This window comes from Pseudoalteromonas sp. S1612, from assembly GCF_005887175.1.
Taxonomy (GTDB): domain Bacteria; phylum Pseudomonadota; class Gammaproteobacteria; order Enterobacterales; family Alteromonadaceae; genus Pseudoalteromonas; species Pseudoalteromonas undina.
In genome coordinates this window covers 1-17,439 of record NZ_PNDH01000012.1, presented here as the reverse complement: position 1 = coordinate 17,439, position 17,439 = coordinate 1, and the positions used below count along the sequence as shown (strand labels likewise).

The 17,439-nt window shown below is 39.8% G+C and carries 14 protein-coding genes; 8 read left to right on the top strand and 6 right to left on the bottom strand.

Annotated features, from left to right (window positions below):
- Positions 1–20 precede the first annotated feature (20 nt).
- The 5 genes from hisH to hisG are packed head-to-tail and all read right to left on the bottom strand — an operon-like array spanning position 21 to position 4,950.
- Positions 21–611, bottom strand: a complete 591-nt coding sequence (hisH, locus tag CWB78_RS05550; protein ID WP_054201601.1) for an imidazole glycerol phosphate synthase subunit HisH — start codon at positions 609–611, stop codon at positions 21–23.
- Positions 608–1,669 carry a bifunctional histidinol-phosphatase/imidazoleglycerol-phosphate dehydratase HisB gene (gene hisB / locus CWB78_RS05545; RefSeq protein ID WP_010388866.1) on the bottom strand — a complete coding sequence of 354 codons (1,062 nt, stop codon included), beginning with the start codon at positions 1,667–1,669 and terminating at the stop codon, positions 608–610. Before hisB ends, hisH begins: the two co-directional genes overlap by 4 nt.
- Entirely contained in the window at positions 1,666–2,754 is a 1,089-nt protein-coding gene (gene hisC / locus CWB78_RS05540) for a histidinol-phosphate transaminase (protein WP_138594552.1), read from the bottom strand. The genes hisB and hisC overlap by 4 nt, the downstream gene beginning before the upstream one ends.
- Positions 2,744–4,045 carry a histidinol dehydrogenase gene (hisD, locus tag CWB78_RS05535; protein WP_138594550.1) on the bottom strand — a complete coding sequence of 434 codons (1,302 nt, stop codon included), beginning with the start codon at positions 4,043–4,045 and terminating at the stop codon, positions 2,744–2,746. The genes hisC and hisD overlap by 11 nt, the downstream gene beginning before the upstream one ends.
- Positions 4,046–4,050: 5 nt before the next feature.
- Positions 4,051–4,950, bottom strand: a complete 900-nt coding sequence (hisG, locus tag CWB78_RS05530; RefSeq protein WP_076920229.1) for an ATP phosphoribosyltransferase — start codon at positions 4,948–4,950, stop codon at positions 4,051–4,053.
- A 397-nt stretch (positions 4,951–5,347) separates the two neighbouring features.
- On the opposite strand from hisG, the gene CWB78_RS05525 reads away from it, so the two are divergent.
- The 6 genes from CWB78_RS05525 (at position 5,348) to CWB78_RS05500 (ending at position 13,252) form a co-directional block, all read left to right on the top strand.
- Positions 5,348–5,581, top strand: a complete 234-nt coding sequence (locus tag CWB78_RS05525; protein WP_138594548.1) for a hypothetical protein — start codon at positions 5,348–5,350, stop codon at positions 5,579–5,581.
- A gap of 433 nt (positions 5,582–6,014) precedes the next feature.
- Complete coding sequence (locus tag CWB78_RS05520) at positions 6,015–8,198, top strand: M4 family metallopeptidase (RefSeq protein WP_055012050.1); 2,184 nt, start codon at positions 6,015–6,017, stop codon at positions 8,196–8,198.
- Between the two features lie 71 nt (positions 8,199–8,269).
- Positions 8,270–10,123: a M28 family metallopeptidase gene (locus CWB78_RS05515; RefSeq protein WP_138594546.1), complete on the top strand. Its 1,854-nt coding sequence runs from the start codon at positions 8,270–8,272 to the stop codon at positions 10,121–10,123.
- 100 nt (positions 10,124–10,223) lie between these two features.
- On the top strand, positions 10,224–12,140 hold the full coding sequence (yoaA, locus tag CWB78_RS05510; protein ID WP_010388858.1) for a DNA repair helicase YoaA: 1,917 nt from the start codon (positions 10,224–10,226) through the stop codon (positions 12,138–12,140).
- An 8-nt stretch (positions 12,141–12,148) separates the two neighbouring features.
- Positions 12,149–12,850 carry a tRNA (adenosine(37)-N6)-threonylcarbamoyltransferase complex dimerization subunit type 1 TsaB gene (gene tsaB, locus CWB78_RS05505; protein ID WP_010388857.1) on the top strand — a complete coding sequence of 234 codons (702 nt, stop codon included), beginning with the start codon at positions 12,149–12,151 and terminating at the stop codon, positions 12,848–12,850.
- Between the two features lie 72 nt (positions 12,851–12,922).
- Positions 12,923–13,252, top strand: a complete 330-nt coding sequence (locus tag CWB78_RS05500) for a hypothetical protein (protein ID WP_010388855.1) — start codon at positions 12,923–12,925, stop codon at positions 13,250–13,252.
- 65 nt (positions 13,253–13,317) lie between these two features.
- Here CWB78_RS05500 and CWB78_RS05495 read toward each other — a convergent pair whose 3' ends face one another.
- Entirely contained in the window at positions 13,318–14,607 is a 1,290-nt protein-coding gene (locus CWB78_RS05495; RefSeq protein WP_138594544.1) for an alkaline phosphatase, read from the bottom strand.
- A gap of 186 nt (positions 14,608–14,793) precedes the next feature.
- Here CWB78_RS05495 and CWB78_RS05490 point away from each other — a divergent pair, with 186 nt between their 5' ends.
- Both CWB78_RS05490 and fadD read left to right on the top strand, forming a co-directional pair.
- A complete protein-coding gene (locus tag CWB78_RS05490) occupies positions 14,794–15,645 on the top strand; it encodes an alpha/beta fold hydrolase (protein WP_054201592.1) in 852 nt (283 codons plus the stop codon).
- 115 nt (positions 15,646–15,760) lie between these two features.
- Positions 15,761–17,413, top strand: a complete 1,653-nt coding sequence (fadD, locus tag CWB78_RS05485; RefSeq protein ID WP_010388852.1) for a long-chain-fatty-acid--CoA ligase FadD — start codon at positions 15,761–15,763, stop codon at positions 17,411–17,413.
- Positions 17,414–17,439 lie beyond the last annotated feature (26 nt).

Below are 17,439 nucleotides of genomic sequence, written 5' to 3'. Positions count from 1 at the left end.
TTAAAAGCATGAAGAGCAACCTAAAGTTGCCAATCAATAAAATTTTGTAATAAACGCGTGCCCACTTTAGCGCTGCGTTCAGGGTGAAATTGCATGCCTGCATAATTGTCTTTAGCTACAATTGCAGAAAATGTTTGCCCGTATTCGCTGCTGACTAGTGTGGCGTTATTAACGGTATGGGCGAAACTGTGCACATAATAAACCTGATCGTCTGCGTGCAAACCTTGAGTCAACGGGTGCGCTTGTTGAACAGATAGGTTATTCCAGCCCATATGCGGTGACGTTAAACTCCCTACATCCAGTGATTTTACTTGGCCTGGTATTTTACCTAAGCATTGCACGTTACCTTCTTCAGTGCTTTCACACAGTAGTTGCATGCCTAAGCAAATTCCCATTAGCGGGCGCTGATATTCGTTAATTGCTTGCTGCCAACCATTATCAACCAAACGCTTCATAGCAACAGATGCATGACCAACACCGGGTAAAATAGCACGTTCATAGCCTGCTAATTGTTCTGGCGAAGTAATCACCGTAGGGTTTTGTCCTAAACGCTCAAATGCAAACCGCACTGAGTTAATATTGGCACAACCGGTATTAATTATCGCTATCATAAACATCCCTTAGAGCTGGCTGTTTGTTGGCTGGTATCTTGCGCAATAGCCATGCGCAAAGCACGAGAAAACGCTTTAAATAAGCCTTCCACCTGGTGATGACAGTTGCCGTCACTTACCGATAAAATAAGGCTAATTGCAGCGTTATCACTTAAACTTTTAAAAAAGTGTTCAACCATTTGTACGTCTAAATCACCGGCTTTTTCACGGCTAAAGTTGGCGTTTAATACAAATGATGCCCGACCCGATAAATCAATTTGTGCCTCGGCTTTACATTCATCCATAGGCAAGGCAAAACCATAACGCGCAATTTGCGATTTGGTGCCAAGCGCTTGTTTAAGGGCAACACCTAATGCAATACCAATGTCTTCAACAAGGTGGTGCTCGTCTATGTGTAAATCGCCTTTGGCTTTAATATTTAAGCCAATATTGGCGTGAGTGCGAATTTGATCCAGCATGTGATCAAAAAAACCAAGCCCAGTTTCAATGCTGCCATTTTTTGTTTGATCAAGGTTAACCGCTACATCTATTTGTGTTTCTTTAGTGTTGCGTGTTACGCGACCTTCACGGTTTGCCGTGGTCAGTTTAGTGACAATGGCAGGCCAGCTGCCGTCGTATAAAATACCTTCACAACATAAGTTTTGTGCAAGGCCAATATCGGTTTGGCGATCACCAATCACAAAAGAACGTGCTAAATCAACTTTGCCTGAGCGCATCAGTTCAGTGAGTAAGCCTGTTTTTGGTTTACGGCAATCACAGTTTTGTTCATCAAAATGTGGGCAAATTAATACTGACTCAAAGCTGATGCCTTGGCTTTGTAAGATGTCCATCATTTTGTCTTGCGCAATGTCAAAATCGGCAGTTGGGAAGCTGTCTGTGCCCAAGCCATCTTGATTCGATACCATCACTAAGCGATAGCCTGCTGCTTGCAGTTGCAATAAGGCAGGAATGACACCTGGTAAAAACGCTAGTTTTTCAAGGCTGTCGACTTGTTTATCGGTGATTGGCTCTTCAATAATAGTGCCATCGCGGTCTATAAATAAATAGGGGTTACTCATGATACTTCCTGTTGTGCTGCGGTTTGTGGCAATTGCAGGCCATCTAACCAAATTTTTACTTGTTCTAATTCTTGTTCATTACCAATTGAAATACGTAGCCAGTCGTCTTCATTAAATAAGGTGAAGGCGCGCATTACTAAGCCTTGTTTAAGCGCTTGTTTAAAGTAATCTTTGTTTGCTAATTTTAAAGTAACGAAGTTGCCTTCACCAGTGAGTATTTTTAATACTGCAGGAGAGGCGTTTAACCAGTCAATAAGCTTTAACTTTAAGCTATTTAAAATCGTCACTTGGCGACGCATTGAGGTAATCGCATCAGGGGCAATGGCTTGTGCTGCAATGCTGGCCACCACACCCGATACCGGATACGGTGCAATGACTTTACGAATAGGCGCTAATACACTGGCCTGAGCGAGAGTAAACCCTGTTCTTAAACCCGCAAGTGCAAACGCTTTTGAGAGTGTACGAAGCACAACAATATTACTGAACTCGTTTATAAGTTGTGTTGCACTTTGCTCTGGACAAAACTCTATATAGGCTTCATCAACAATCACTAATGCTTTACCTGCAAGCGCAGTGGCAATGGCTTTTACTTTATCTAGCGGCGTTAAGCTTCCAGTTGGATTATTTGGATTACAAATAAACACTAGTTTTGAGCTACCCACAGCGGCAACTATTTCATCCACGCTGGCATTTAATAAAAGCGCTTGTGTTAGGCCATTGATTGCGACGTTGTGTGTATCGGCCGTTACTTTGTACATACCATATGTTGGTAAAAATAGTGCAATGCTGTCTTTTGACGGTTCACAGTAGGTACGTACTAATAATTCAATGCCTTCATCTGCGCCGCGAGTCATTAATATATTTTCGTTTTCAAGCTCAACATAGGCAGCGTAGCGGTCAATAACCAATTGAGGCTGAGGATCGGGGTAACGATTCAAGTCTTCAATTGTTATTTCAAGGTTTTTAGCATACGGGCTTTCGTTCGCATTAAGCCAGGTTGTGCCGGTTAGTTTTTCACTTTTAGCTGAGCTATACGCAGCAAGCGCTGCAATATTATCAGGTAATAAGCCGCTCTCATTGCTCATTTTTTATTGCCTCTAAACGAATTGAAACCGCATTAGCGTGGGCATCTAGGCCTTCTGCATCTGCTAAGGGTAAAATAGCTTTTGAAAGCTCAGTTAAGCCACGTTTACTGATGGTTTGTACTGTGTAAGTACGGAAAAAATCAAGTAAATTCAAGCTAGAATAAGTTGCACTGTAACCATAAGTGGGTAACACGTGATTAGTGCCTGAGGCATAATCGCCCGCTGACTCTGGGGTGTAATCGCCAACAAATACAGAGCCTGCATTCTTTACTTTATCTAAATAAGGAGTGGCATCGCCAAGCTGTAATATTAAGTGCTCTGGCCCATATTGCGCTGATACGTCAAACGCTTGGGCTACTGAATCAACTAGAATAAGTGACGAATTAGCCAATGCCTGTTCGGCAGTGTCTTTTCGGCTTAAGTTGGCAAGTTGACGAGTGAGTGCATCTTGCGTTTGTTCAATAATGGTTTCACTGTTACATAATAAAATAACTTGTGAGTCAGCCCCGTGTTCTGCTTGAGACAGTAAGTCGGCAGCAATAAACTCTGGGTTTGCACGTTCATCTGCAATCACTAACACTTCTGATGGCCCTGCTGGCATATCAATCGCCATACCTGGAATCGTTTGTGCAACTAATTGCTTTGCCATGGTGACAAAGCTGTTACCTGGACCAAAAATCTTATTCACTTTAGGAACAGACTCTGTGCCATAGGCCATAGCAGCAATCGCGCCTGCACCGCCGCTTTCAATAATTGTGGTGATACCACATAATTTAGCGGCATATAAAATAGCCGGGTTAATTGCTTTATCAGCTTGTACTGGGGTGGTTAATACCACGGTTTTTGCACCGCTTAACTGCGCCAATACACCTTGCATAATAACCGATGATGGAAGAGGGGCACTCCCTCCTGGTACATAAATACCGACTGCTTCGATGGCTTGATATTTCAGTTCACAGTCAACACCTGGTTGAGTCGATAACTTGATATCTTTTGGTAGTTGCGCTTGGTGAAAACATTTCACATTGGCATAAGCGGTATCAATTGCATACTTAAGCTCTGGGCTTAGCATTTTCTCAGCGGCATTAATTTCATCAAGTGGTACACGTAAACGCGGCTTGGCTCTATTATCGAACTCTTTTGCTAATGCAAGTAGAGCGGCATCGCCTTGCGCATTCACTTTTGCCAAAATAGTCTGGCAAATGCTTTCTACTTTTTCACTTGCTGATACAGCAGGGCGCATAAGCGCCGCTGCTTGAAATTGTGATGATTCCTCATTCCAACGAAGCATTGTTGTTACTCCATCATTTTTTCAATTGGCATAACTAAAATAGAATTGGCACCAAGGGCCTTAAGTTGTTCCATGGTTTCCCAAAATAGGGTTTCACTGCTCACCATGTGTAGGGCAACATATTCATCATTACCCGCAAGAGCCAGTAAGGTAGGTTGGCCAGCGCCAGGTAAAATCTCACAAATTTCATCAAGCTTGTCTTTTGGTGCGTGTAACATAATGTATTTGCTTTCTTTAGCTTGCTTTACACCACGTAAACGCGGCATTAGTTTATTGATGAGCGCTAATTTTTCAGGATCTTGTAGTTGAGTGTTTTGGATTAAACAAGCATTTGACTCTAAAATGGTATCACCCTGCATTAAGCCATTTGCTTCAAGTGTTGCGCCAGTAGAGACTAAATCACAAATCGCATCGGCAAGTCCTGCTCGTGGCGCTACTTCCACTGAACCTGTTAACATTACTGTACTGGCGTTGATGCCTTCGCGTTTTAGGTATTGACTTAAAATTTCTGGGTAAGTGGTTGCTATGCGTTTGCCTTCAAACCAGCTTTTGTCTTGTTTACCAAGTTCTTGTGGCCATGCAAGTGCTAAACGACAGTAGCCAAAGTCAAGTTTAGCAAGCTTTGTTACTTCACTCGGTACACCTTGGCGCTCTCTTTCTGCTTGTACTTCTACTAGTACGTTTTCGCCAACAATACCTAAATCACATACACCGTCCATAACTAAGCCAGGAATATCGTCATCGCGGACACGCAAAACGTCGATAGGCATGTTGGTTGAGTGTGCTATTAGGCGCTGCTCACGAAGATTAAGTTTTACACCCAGTTGTTTAAGCAGATCTTGACAATCTTTAGATAGGCGGCCACCTTTTTGGATGGCGATACGAAGACGATTACTATTATTCATTACTCATTTTCCTTTAATTTAAAAACTAAAAACCCCGAGGGAAACCTCAGGGCGAAAATGAATCTTGGTATGTTGATTCGCCAGAGGTTTCCTTTTAGGAACAACCTCTCAGCGAAAGACCTGACAGGTTATTCCGATGAATGATGGTGATGATGTACAACTGTCAGTGAATTAAGCATTTTTATATCCTGTTTAGCTATTCGTTACTATGTTAACGCTTAGCTGCTGTTTGTTTAATAAATTTCGCATTTATAAAAACACATTCACTAACATCATGGCAAGAAAAATATTCTTTAATTAAAGAATATCTTATAACTGCCGATAATAATTAGAGTATTGCTTTATTTATCAACAGCTTTATAGTGATTAAATTACGTTCAATTCAATGGAGGCATGCATGGATATAATGATCCCTTATTTAGGGCCTATTACGCGTTTGACGCTTGAATCTAAAGGGGCTTTTCATATTGCAGGGGTTCAACAAAGTGCCAGTGCCAAAAAAGTAGAGCTAGAAGAGCGTAAAAAAAGGGAGGTAGAAAAACAACATAAGCTGTCGTTTGACGAAAATATATCGCGCAATAACACCGCTGAAGAAGATGACGACAAACCTCATCTAGATACATGGGCTTAAATAAAGCTGATTGCCTGTCAGAGTATAAAGGTAATTACAAAACCTCCTTCACTTAATTAAGCCCTCAGCTTAAATTCCGTTTAACTCACTGCAAATCACATTAGTTTAAATTTTTACAGCAAGAACACGACTTTTTAGTCATCGTTGAGTGATGAATATTTACTAGTGTAACTTATAAAACTAATCCCCTCGTTGAATTTTTAAAATGTAAATATATGTATACATAATGTTATATATTGTTTTTGCTATAAATAAGGTTAATTTTAACTAACTGTAAATAAAGCACTAAATATTATTACTAATACTTTAATTGTAAATTAAATGTTTAATTTTCGTTATTACAGTTTGCGGTCTATGCTGATCCCTAATCGGGTACAAGGTGTGCCGATTAATACAAATATACTAAAAACTTAAACTTTAACGGAGCGTAAACGTGAATTTATCTAAAATCACAATAGCAACTTTTGCTGCTTTAACTTTGGTTCAAGCAACAAATGCAGTAGCTGCGAATAAGAAATATCTAAATCAACAACCGACAATTAATAACATGGTGCAATCAAACTCTGCTTCCTTGCTATCAGTAAGTCCAAATCAGTTGATTGGGTTAAGTGTAGGGAACGAATTAGTTGTATTAAAAGAGTTTACTAGCAATAACGGAGAAGTAACACGCCGTTACCAGCAAACGTATCAAGGCATTCCTGTTATTGGTGATACAGTCAGCTTAACATTTAACAATGGGATGCTTAAAAAAGCCCATGGTGCCGCTGTTTACAACATTGATGAAGATTTAGCGGACGTTTCAGCTAAGTTGACAAAAAAAGATGCGATTTTAAAAGGGTCAAAAACAGGCATTGCAGCAAAATCAGTCGGCTTGAAAAAACATAACGAGCAATCAAGACTCGCTATTTGGGTTGACGATCAGAATAAGGCGCACTTAGTTTATGAGGTGTCTTATGTTACTTATGGTAAGTCACCATCAAGACCATATCAGATCATTGATGCTAATACTGGTGAGGTATTACTTAGTTACGATAACTTACAACATGCCAATGCAACAGGTCCTGGCGGAAATCTAAAGACAGGCAAGTATATTTATGGAACTGATTTTGACAGTCTAGATGTTAGCCAATCGGGTAATACTTGTACCATGAATAACGCAAATGTTCGTACTATTAATTTAAATGGTGGAACGAGTGGCTCTTCCGCACATTCATTTACGTGTCCTGAGAATACGGTCAAAGAAATTAATGGCGCATATTCACCGCTAAATGATGCTCATTTTTTTGGTAATGTGATTTTTAATATGTATAACGATTGGGTAGGTACTGCGCCCTTGAGTTTTCAGTTGCAAATGCGCGTTCATTATTCAAGTAATTATGAAAATGCATTTTGGGATGGCAGTGCAATGACCTTTGGTGATGGCCAAAATACGTTTTATCCATTGGTAAGTTTAGATGTATCTGCACATGAAGTTAGCCATGGCTTTACTGAGCAAAATTCAGGTTTGATTTACAATGGTAAACCAGGTGGATTAAATGAAGCATTTTCAGATATGGCTGGTGAAGCTGCTGAATTTTATATGAAAGGCAGCAACGATTGGCTAGTTGGTAAGGATATTTTTAAAGGTAATGGTGCGCTGCGTTACATGAATAATCCTACCCAAGATGGCCGTTCAATAGATAACCAAAGCAACTATTATTCAGGTATGGACGTTCATTATAGTTCAGGGGTTTATAATAAGGCATTTTATAATTTAGCAACCACGCCGGGTTGGGATACGCAAAAAGCCTTTATCGTAATGGCTCGTGCCAACCAACTATATTGGAGTGCGGGTGTAGGCTGGGATTTAGCCGGTAACGGGGTGATGGATGCAGCCTGTGATTTAAATTATGACCCAAATGATGTTAAAGCTGCTTTAGCTGCTGTTGGGGTTAATTCAAATCTTAGTTCAGGTAGTGAATGTGCAACAACACAACCACCGACTGACGATGAAGCATTAACCAATGGGGTAGCGCGTACGGGTATCAGTGGCGCTGAAAAAGAGCAACTATTCTTTACTTTAGATGTTCCCGCTGGCGCGACAAATCTTCAATTCAATACTACTGGCGGTTCAGGTGATGCAGACTTATACGTTAAATTTGCAAGCCGACCGACCTTAAATAGCTACGACTGTAATAGCACAACATCTACTAGTACAGAAAGCTGTAACATAAGTAATGCACAAGCGGGAACTTATTATGTAATGGTTGAAGCATGGAATGCTATATCTGGCGTATCATTAACGGGTAGTTACTCAGGTGATAATGGTGGGGTAACGCCTATCAACAGAACTGAGTCTAATATTAATGTGACTACTAATAACTGGAGTCGCTTCACTCAAGATTTATCCGCAGGGTATAGCACTTTAAATATTAGTATTGCTGGTGGCAGTGGTGATGCTGATCTTTATGTAAACTTTGGTTCGCCTTCAAGTACGTCTTCATATTTATGTAGACCTTACAAAAATGGCAACAATGAAGAATGTACATTTGAGAACCCGCAATCGGGTACTTGGTACATTGATCTTAGAGGCTACAGCATAGCAAGCGGTGTAACACTCAATATAACTGCTAATTAGGCATAGTTATAAAAGGGGCTTAGCCCCTTTTTTTAATGCTTAAAATAAAAGTGAAATGATAAGGAATATTTATGAACTACTTTAAACAACTAGCAGTTATTACTACTTTAACTATGAGTTTTAATTGCTTAGCAAATGAAAATCCAGACAATATTTGGGTAACTATTGATTCAACTGCAGCCCAGCATTATCAACATGAACAAGGTACATTTTTACAAAAAATGCCTTTTTCTCATAGAAAATCAAGCCCTATACCAGATGTTGATTTACTCAGTGTACCTAGTAACGCGGTAAATAATTTGAGTGAGTTTATGCATCATAACTACAATCGTTGTGGTGGGTTTGTTGCTCATAGCTCGTTTGAAGAAGCGAGTGATTACGCAAAACAATTAGCGGTCGTTCAAAATAGCCAATTATTAGCTTACAATTATTCTATTGATAATGCGCAGACGGTACAAAGTTTAATTAATGCACAAAGTCCGATTAACTTACAAAGCACAGTAAATTCACTGACTAACTTTAATAATCGTTATTATACCTCGCAAACCGGTGTTGATGCTTCACAATGGTTGCAAAGTTATTGGCAACAAATTGCAACTACCCGAAGTGATATAACCATTGAAAGTTATCAGCATAGTTGGGCGCAATCATCCGTCATTGTAACCATTGCCGGTGCTGAAAATGCAGATGAGGTTGTAGTTATTGGAGGCCATTTAGACTCGATTAACCAAGCGAATCCTGCACAAGGACGCTCTCCTGGCGCGGATGATAACGCATCGGGTATTGCAGTGTTAACTGAAGCTTTAAAAGCGATAGTTGAAACAAATTATAAACCGCAAAAAACCATTAAAATTATGGCATTTGCGGCAGAGGAAGTAGGTCTGAGAGGCTCTAAAGATATAGCCAGTAGTTATCGTGCGCAGGGTAAAAATGTAGTGGGTATGGTGCAATTTGATATGACCGGCAACAACGGCAGTATCGAAGATATTATTATGATGACGGATTACACAAATAATGCTCAAAACCAGTTTTTAGCGCAGCTTATAGACACATACTTACCCCAAATTAGTTATGGCTTTGACCAATGTGGTTATGGTTGCTCCGATCATGCTTCATGGTACCAACAAGGCTTTGCTGCCTCTATGCCGTTTGAATCAAAAATGAATGATATTAATCCACTCATTCATACACAAAATGACAGTAATTTCGATGCTGATCATGCAATAAAATTTGCTAACTTAGCTGTAAGCTTTGTAGCTGAATTGGCAAAAAACGCTGGTGATGTAACACCGCCAAGTAATAATGAGTTAGTAAATGGAGAGCCAATTTCTGGTATCAATGCCACTGCTAAAGAGCAGCTTATCTATACATTAAATGTACCAAAAGGAGCGCAAAATTTAAGCTTTGAAACCTCAGGTGATAATGGCGATGCCGATTTATACGTTAAGTTTAATCAGGCGCCAACATTAAGCGATTTCGATTGTAAAAGTACGTCTGCCACAAGTAATGAACGGTGTGATATTCCTACCAGCGATGATGGAACTTACTATGTAATGGTTGAGGCATATAGCGCAATTAACAATATTTCTTTGATAGGTAGTTTTGAGCAAGCTGGTGCTTTAGAGCCAATCAATCGCGTAGAAGATAACATTAGCGTAAATGCAGGTGATTGGCAGCGTTATGAACAACGTTTAGTTGCAGGCTATTCTTCGCTAAATGTTGCTATTTCAGGTGGAACTGGCGATGCTGATTTGTATTTAAATTTTGATGCGCCATCATCTAATACACAATATGTGTGTCGCCCTTATAAAAATGGCAACACAGAAACATGTACTGTCTCTGCACCCCAAGCAGGTTTATGGTACATAGATATTAAAGGTTATCGTAATGCAAATGGCATTACCTTAACTGTTAATGCAGAATAATTAACAGGGGCACACGCCCCTTTATTGGTTAAATTCTCACTCACTTTGGCTTGCCCTTCCTCAACAGCTTACGTAGAATCCCGCTATTATTTTTTACATAGTGATTGGTATTATCAAACAGCTGTTTAGTGCGACCGGGCCTTTGGCTTTATCAATAGATGGATACACACCACGCCAGCCTCAAATCGATATGGCGGTGGCGGTTGAGGATGCATTAAAAACCCGGTCTCAACTTGTTGTTGAGGCAGGCACTGGCACAGGTAAAACCTTTGCTTATTTAGCCCCCGCTCTTAAATCTAAGGGCAAAACGATTATTTCAACCGGTTCTAAAGCACTGCAAGAGCAGCTTTATCACCGCGATTTACCCGTATTAGTAAAAGCCTTAGGTGCAGCTAAAAAAACGGCCTTGTTAAAAGGGCGTGCCAATTATTTGTGTACGTATCGACTAACTCAACATGTGGCACACGTACCAACAGACGACCCTGATGTAATGCATCAGCTCGCTATGGTTGCTAAATTTGCCAGTGAAACGCATACCGGCGATTTAGCCGATTGTATTGGTATTGAAGAAGATGCCAAAGTGTTGCCGTATGTAAGCTCAACTGCTGATAATTGCTTAGGCAAAGAGTGCCCAGACTTTCAAGAATGCTATATTCGCAAAGCGCGTTTAAAAGCGGGGGATGCCGATGTTGTGGTAATAAATCACCATTTGTTTTTTGCTGATATGGCGGTAAAGGAATCTGGTTTTGCAGAGCTAATGCCCAATGCCGATGCCTACATATTTGATGAAGCTCACCAATTAAGCGAAATTGCCAGTGACTATTTTGGCGAAACCATGAGCACCAAAAAGCTGGTGGATTTAATTAACGATTTGCGCGCTATTTATCGCGCTGAAATTCCAGACATGCTGCAATTAGGCAAAAGTTTAAATAAGCTTGAAACCAGTGTCGCTGATTTAAGGCTGCAGTTTGGAGTAGATGGCAGTCGAGGTGACTGGCGTGAAAAGCTCAGTAATAAGCTTATTTGCTCGGCCTTACACCGGGTTATTAGTGATTTAGAGTTTGTGTATCAGGTATTAAAGTTATGCTTAGAGCGAAGTGATAAAATAGAACATCCGTTTGAACGAGTATTGGCTTTTAAAGGTCAGTTAGAGCGCGTATTCGATACTGCTCAAACAGGTTTTAGTTACTGGTACGAAACCACGAGGCGCTATTTAACTATTAATATTACGCCTCTGAATGTATCGGCTAAATTTGCTTTAATGATGAAAGAGTCGGGTTCAGGATTTGTTTTTACCTCGGCCACGTTATCGGTCGACAATGAACTGAGCCACTTTAATGCGAGCCTTGGCTTAAAACCAAAGCAAAGTATGATGGTAGATAGCCCGTTTGATTATGAGAATCAGGCGTTGCTGTGCTTACCTCGTTATTTACCACAATCGCATGAAGATAATATGCCCCATGCGATTGTAAAATTAACCTTAGAGCTTATTAAGTCGGCTAAAGGGCGTTGTTTTGTGTTATTTACCAGTTACCGTATGATGCATTTAGTGGCTGAGGGCTTAACTACGCAAATGGACTACCCAGTTTATATGCAAGGGCAAATGTCTAAACGAATTATACTAGAAAAATTTACTCGCCATGGTAATGCGGTATTGCTGGGCACCGCGTCATTTTGGGAAGGGGTTGATGTACGAGGTAGTACCTTAAGCTGTGTTATTATAGATAAACTGCCATTTGCTGCACCTGATGACCCTTTACTACAAGCTAAAATGCAAGATTGCCAAATGCAAGGCAAAGACCCGTTTGCGCATATTCAATTACCTCAAGCGGTGATTGCCTTAAAGCAGGGGGTAGGTCGCTTAATAAGAGACAACAAAGATAAAGGCGTGCTAGTGATTTGCGATAATCGTTTAGTAACACGCCAATATGGACAAGTATTTTTAAAGAGTTTACCGCCAATGCGCCGTACACGTAGCTTAGAAGATGCCAATACATTTTTAAAACATATTAATTGAGTACAAAAATGATCAAAAGTAACATTCTCGCCCTAGATGCCTCTACTGAAGCATTATCTATTGTTTTGCATTATCAGGGTAAAACATTTCATCATTTTGAAGAGTGTCCGCAGCAGCATAGCCAAAAAGTTCTGCCACTTATTGATGAGCTACTTGGTAAAGCCGGCTGTAAATTAAAAGATTTAGACGTAATAGGATTTGGCCAAGGGCCAGGTAGCTTTACTGGCGTGCGTATAAGCGTAGCCATTGCCCAAGGTCTTGCGTATTCAACTAATTTACCATTAGTTGGGGTGTCTACTTTAGCAGTCATGGCACAGCAGGCATTAGAACAGTTTGGTGCTAACGATGTTTATTCTAGTATTGACGCGCGTATGGGAGAAATCTACTTTGCTCAATACCATGCAAAAGATGGATTGATGACACTTAAAGGCGAAGAGCGAGTATTCAAACCTGAATTGTTAGATGCAACTTTGATAGATACAAACATCGATGCTGCAGCCGTAGGAACTGGGTTTAAAAGTTACCCTGAAGCATTAACGCCATTTAATAGTGTGACCATACAGCCTGAAATAACCTTACCGGATGCACAGTATATGTTGGCACTAGTAGAGGCGCAATACCTTGCAGGTAAGGGTGTAAAAGCCAGTGATGCACAACCAAAGTATGTGCGTGATACGGTAACATGGAAAAAATTACCGGGCCGTGAATAAACAAACACGGTTGTTTGCAAATTAAGCGATTTTAAATCATAATTTAGTTATGTTGTTGGTTGGAGAAGCGCTGTGTCGCTACCTATAAGTTCAGGTTTTTTTACAGGTGATATACCTGCTAAGGTGCGTTCTACTTCGGTAGTTCCGGCGCAGCCTGAACGAGTAATAGAGCAAGCCAAACCACAAAAAACTAATACCGATTATGTCAAAAGCAGCCCAGAAGGGCTTGAACTTGCAAAAGAGTTTACAAAAGCGAACAGCAAAGATACCCAATACAGCCAAACTATTTACGATCAACCCAGTGCTCAAGTAAGCAAAGCGATTTCTACTTATACTGAGTTTGCTAATTTAGAGCGAAGAGCTGAAGTTCAAAGTTTAATTGGTGTTGATATATACGCTTAGCTAAGATTAAAAAAAATAAAAAAGCCCGAATGAATTATTCGGGCTTTTTTATTAAGTTTCAAAAACTACTGCTTTATATAACCAATTAATTTTTTAGCTATATCGGTATTATTTTGAGAGCCAACAAAGTCATCGCTATTTTTGCCATAGGCAAATACTTGTACATCAGACGCTGTGTGACCGCCCGTTGTCCAACCTGTAAAGCTTAAGTCATTAATAATGCTTTTAACGGCCAAATTGAGCGTTTTTAAACCCATAGCTTTAGCTTGATTAAGCTTAATTTCGTTTTCAGCTATAAACTCAATACTAGTATTTTCCTGCCATACCGCTTTAAGATTATCTGACTCCATTAGTAATTTGGTCAATGTGCCCGCAGTGGCTTTTACACCTTTGATGACATCTGTTTCCCATTTATATTGGCCATGTGCACCAATAGTTAAACCGCCTGTTGAGTGGTCTGCCGTGATCACTAAAATAGTGTCTGGGTTGTTATCTACATAGGCTTTAGCCGTTTCGATTGATTTAGCAAAGTCATCCATTTCAGCCATTGCACAGGCAATGTCGTTTGCGTGACCACACCAGTCAATTTGGCTGCCTTCAATCATCACAAAAAAGCCTTTATCATTTTGCCCATCAAGCAAATCAAACGCTTTAGAAGTTAACTGCTTTAATCTTGTTGGGTTTTCATCAAGAGCAAACGGTAAGCCCTTAGGTGCATATAAACCTATAGCAGGCACTTGAGTGATTTGGCCAAGGTTTTGAATATCATCGCCATATTGATAACCAGCTTGTTTAAATTCGTCTACTAAGTTTCTGTCATCACGAATAAAGTATTGAGTACCACCGCCTAACATTAAATCTACCGGTAATTTACCTGCAATTTTATTGTCAATGTAGTCATTAGCGATATCATCGTAGTTTCTTCTTGATTCATTATGTGCGGCAAAACTTGCTGGTGTTGCATGGTTTATTTGTGAGGTAGCTACTAACGCTGTTGTCATTCCTTGCTCTTTTGCAATTTCTAGCATGGTTTTAACAGGCTTTTTAGCTGTATCGACGGCAATAGCGCCATTATAACTTTTATGGCCGCTGCTAAGTGCAGTTGCACCTGCTGCGCTGTCTGTAACATAGGTATGGTCATCTGGATACGTGTGCGCCATGCCTTTTAATATGGTATCAAAAACGGTGGTTTCTATTTCTTTTGTTGTTGGGTCATCTTTGTAATATCGATAAGCGGTTGTGAAAGCGGGACCCATGCCATCACCAATCATATAAATAACATTTTTAGGCGCTGTTTGAGCAAATGCTCCTGTTGTTGTACATAAAAGCGCTAATAAGCCGAACTGTTTTTTCATTGTGTGTACCCTTTAAGTGTACTTATTTTAATAGCGACTATTATTGTATACTGATGACCAGATAAATAAATGAATATGTTATGAAATCTCGCGATTTAAGTGTGTGCTCTTCTAGCTCGGTTCTATTATTTGTGTAATAACTCTTGTATGTTATTGCTACAACCAAATAAAAAGTAGAGGTTTGCATTGCAACCATTTTCTGTCAAAGCTAACGACTTAGATATACATGGCCTTAAATTTGGAGACGGTGAAGAGGTTGTTATTGCTCTTCACGGTTGGTTAGATAACAGTGCTAGCTTTGCACCTATGCTAACTGACGTACCGTCAAATCAAACATGGTATTGTATTGATTTTGCAGGGCATGGACTATCATCTTGGCGAAGCCCTCAGGCACATTACTACTTTATTGATTATGTGGATGATGTGTATGCCTTAATCACAGCGCTTAAATTAAAAAAGGTACACTTGGTCGGGCATTCGATGGGGGCGATGGTCGCGGGTTTATTTGCGAGTTGTTTTAACGAGTATGTTAAATCCGTTTCTTTTATTGAAGGAATTGGCTGCGTTACCACGCAAGCAAATGAAGTCGCTTCGCAGCTAAGAAATGCCATACTTAACCGGGCACGGTTAACGATTAAAAAATCAAGAACATATACTTCTAAAGAGCAAATTTATCAAGCGCGTGCAAAAACAACTGATTTAAATGATGAACTAATTGCGTTGCTGATGGACAGAAATATAAAACAAATGCACAGTGGGTTTGAGTTAACAACTGATCCTAAGCTTAAAAATCACTCAGGTTTTCGATTTGATGAAGCGCAATGTATTGGTGCAATAAAAGAATTAATTGCACCATGTCAATTAATATTAGGTGATAAAGGTTATCCATTTGTAAAACAAAATTTAGACAAGTATAGTAAATATTACAATAACTTGAGTGTAATAGATGTGCCCGGTGGACATCATTGCCATATGCAAAGTAGTGGGCTATGTTTTGAACACATTCACGCATTTATGGTGCAAAGTAGTGCATGTTAATTGTATATTACCGATAAATGTGGGATTATCTCTAGATTAGAGTATTTGCTCAATTGTGAAAGTGCCTTACTTAGATTAAGGTTAATAAAAATATAATTATAAACAGGGGCTAAGAGTGGAAAAAATCTGGCTTAAGCGCTACCCAGAAGGTATGCCTGAAACAATCGATCCTGAGCACTACAACTCGTTACTCGAAGTGTTTGAAAAAAGTTTTAATGAATACAAAGATTTACCTGCATTTACAAATATGGGTAAAACATTGTCATACAACGAAATAGATGCAGCAACGAAACGTGTTGCCGCCTATATTCAAAACGACTTAGGGCTAAAAAAAGGCGATAAAGTCGCTGTGATGATGCCTAACTTGTTGCAAACCCCTATTGCTATTTTAGGTATTTTACGCGCAGGGTGCGTTGTGGTTAACGTTAATCCACTTTACACCGTACGTGAGCTAGAGCATCAGTTAAAAGATTCTGAAACATCGGCAATATTTATACTAGCTAACTTTGCTGATACGCTTGAAAAAGCGCTGCCTAACACAGACGTGAAACACATTGTGGTTACCCAAGTAGGTGACATGATGGGGGGTCTTAAAAAGCATTTAGTTAATTTTGTAGTTAAGCATTTCAAAAAAATGGTGCCAAGTTACACGTTACCTAACACGATTAAATTTTGTGATTTATTAAAAGCTGATCCAAATGGTTACACACGCCCAGACGTCAATTTAAGTGACTTAGCTTTTTTACAGTACACAGGTGGAACTACCGGTGTATCTAAAGGCGCAATGTTGAGCCATGGCAATATGGTAGGCAACCTTGAACAAGTGTCTGGTTGTTTAGACAAAGTACTTGACCGTGGTAGTGAAGTGGTTATTACCGCGCTTCCGCTTTATCATATATTTGCGCTAACAGCTAACTGTTTGGCATTTATGAAATACGGTGGTTTAAACGTTTTAATTACTAATCCACGTGATATGCCTGGATTTGTAAAAGAGCTGAGCCAGCATAAATTTACTGCTATTACAGGGGTTAATACGCTATTTAATGGTTTATTAAACACTCCTGGTTTCTCTGAACTTGATTTTAGTCACCTTAAAATGTCATTGGGTGGCGGTATGGCGGTACAACGTCCTGTTGCAGAAAAGTGGCAAAAAGTGACCAATACTAAATTAATGGAAGGCTATGGCTTAACTGAATGTGCTCCATTAGTAACAATTAGCCCATACGATTTAGAGGCATATAATGGCTCTATTGGTTTACCTGCGCCAAGTACAGATATTAAGTTAATGCTTGATAACGGTGAAGAAGCGGCTAAAGGTGAGCCAGGCGAGTTATGGGTTAAAGGCCCTCAAGTTATGCTTGGATACTATAATCGTCCAGACGCCACCGCTGAATGTTTAAAAGATGGTTGGTTTGCAACCGGCGATATTGCGACGTACGATGATGAAGGTTTCTTCTATATTGTTGACCGTAAAAAAGACATGATTATTGTTTCAGGCTTTAATGTTTTCCCAAATGAGATTGAAGAAGTGGTTGCAATGCACGAAGGTGTATTAGAAGTTGCTGCAATTGGTATTCCTCATGACATTAGTGGTGAACAAGTTAAAGTTTTTGTTGTGAAAAAAGACCCTTCTTTAACTGAAAAAGATATAATAAAACATTGTCGTGATAATTTAACTAATTATAAGGTTCCTAAACTCGTTGAGTTTAAGGATGAGTTACCCAAAACTAACGTGGGTAAAATCCTCAGAAGAGCCTTAAAAGATTAGCAACTATAAAAAAGCCGACATATGTC

Coding starts and splice junctions, on each gene's coding strand:
- hisC (WP_138594552.1), bottom strand. CDS start 2,754: ATGAGCAATGAGAGCGGCTTATTACCTGATAATATTGCAGCGCTTGCT.
- hisD (WP_138594550.1), bottom strand. CDS start 4,045: ATGCTTCGTTGGAATGAGGAATCATCACAATTTCAAGCAGCGGCGCTT.
- hisG (WP_076920229.1), bottom strand. CDS start 4,950: ATGAATAATAGTAATCGTCTTCGTATCGCCATCCAAAAAGGTGGCCGC.
- CWB78_RS05515 (WP_138594546.1), top strand. CDS start 8,270: ATGAACTACTTTAAACAACTAGCAGTTATTACTACTTTAACTATGAGT.
- CWB78_RS05525 (WP_138594548.1), top strand. CDS start 5,348: ATGGATATAATGATCCCTTATTTAGGGCCTATTACGCGTTTGACGCTT.
- tsaB (WP_010388857.1), top strand. CDS start 12,149: ATGATCAAAAGTAACATTCTCGCCCTAGATGCCTCTACTGAAGCATTA.
- hisH (WP_054201601.1), bottom strand. CDS start 611: ATGATAGCGATAATTAATACCGGTTGTGCCAATATTAACTCAGTGCGG.
- hisB (WP_010388866.1), bottom strand. CDS start 1,669: ATGAGTAACCCCTATTTATTTATAGACCGCGATGGCACTATTATTGAA.
- CWB78_RS05495 (WP_138594544.1), bottom strand. CDS start 14,607: ATGAAAAAACAGTTCGGCTTATTAGCGCTTTTATGTACAACAACAGGA.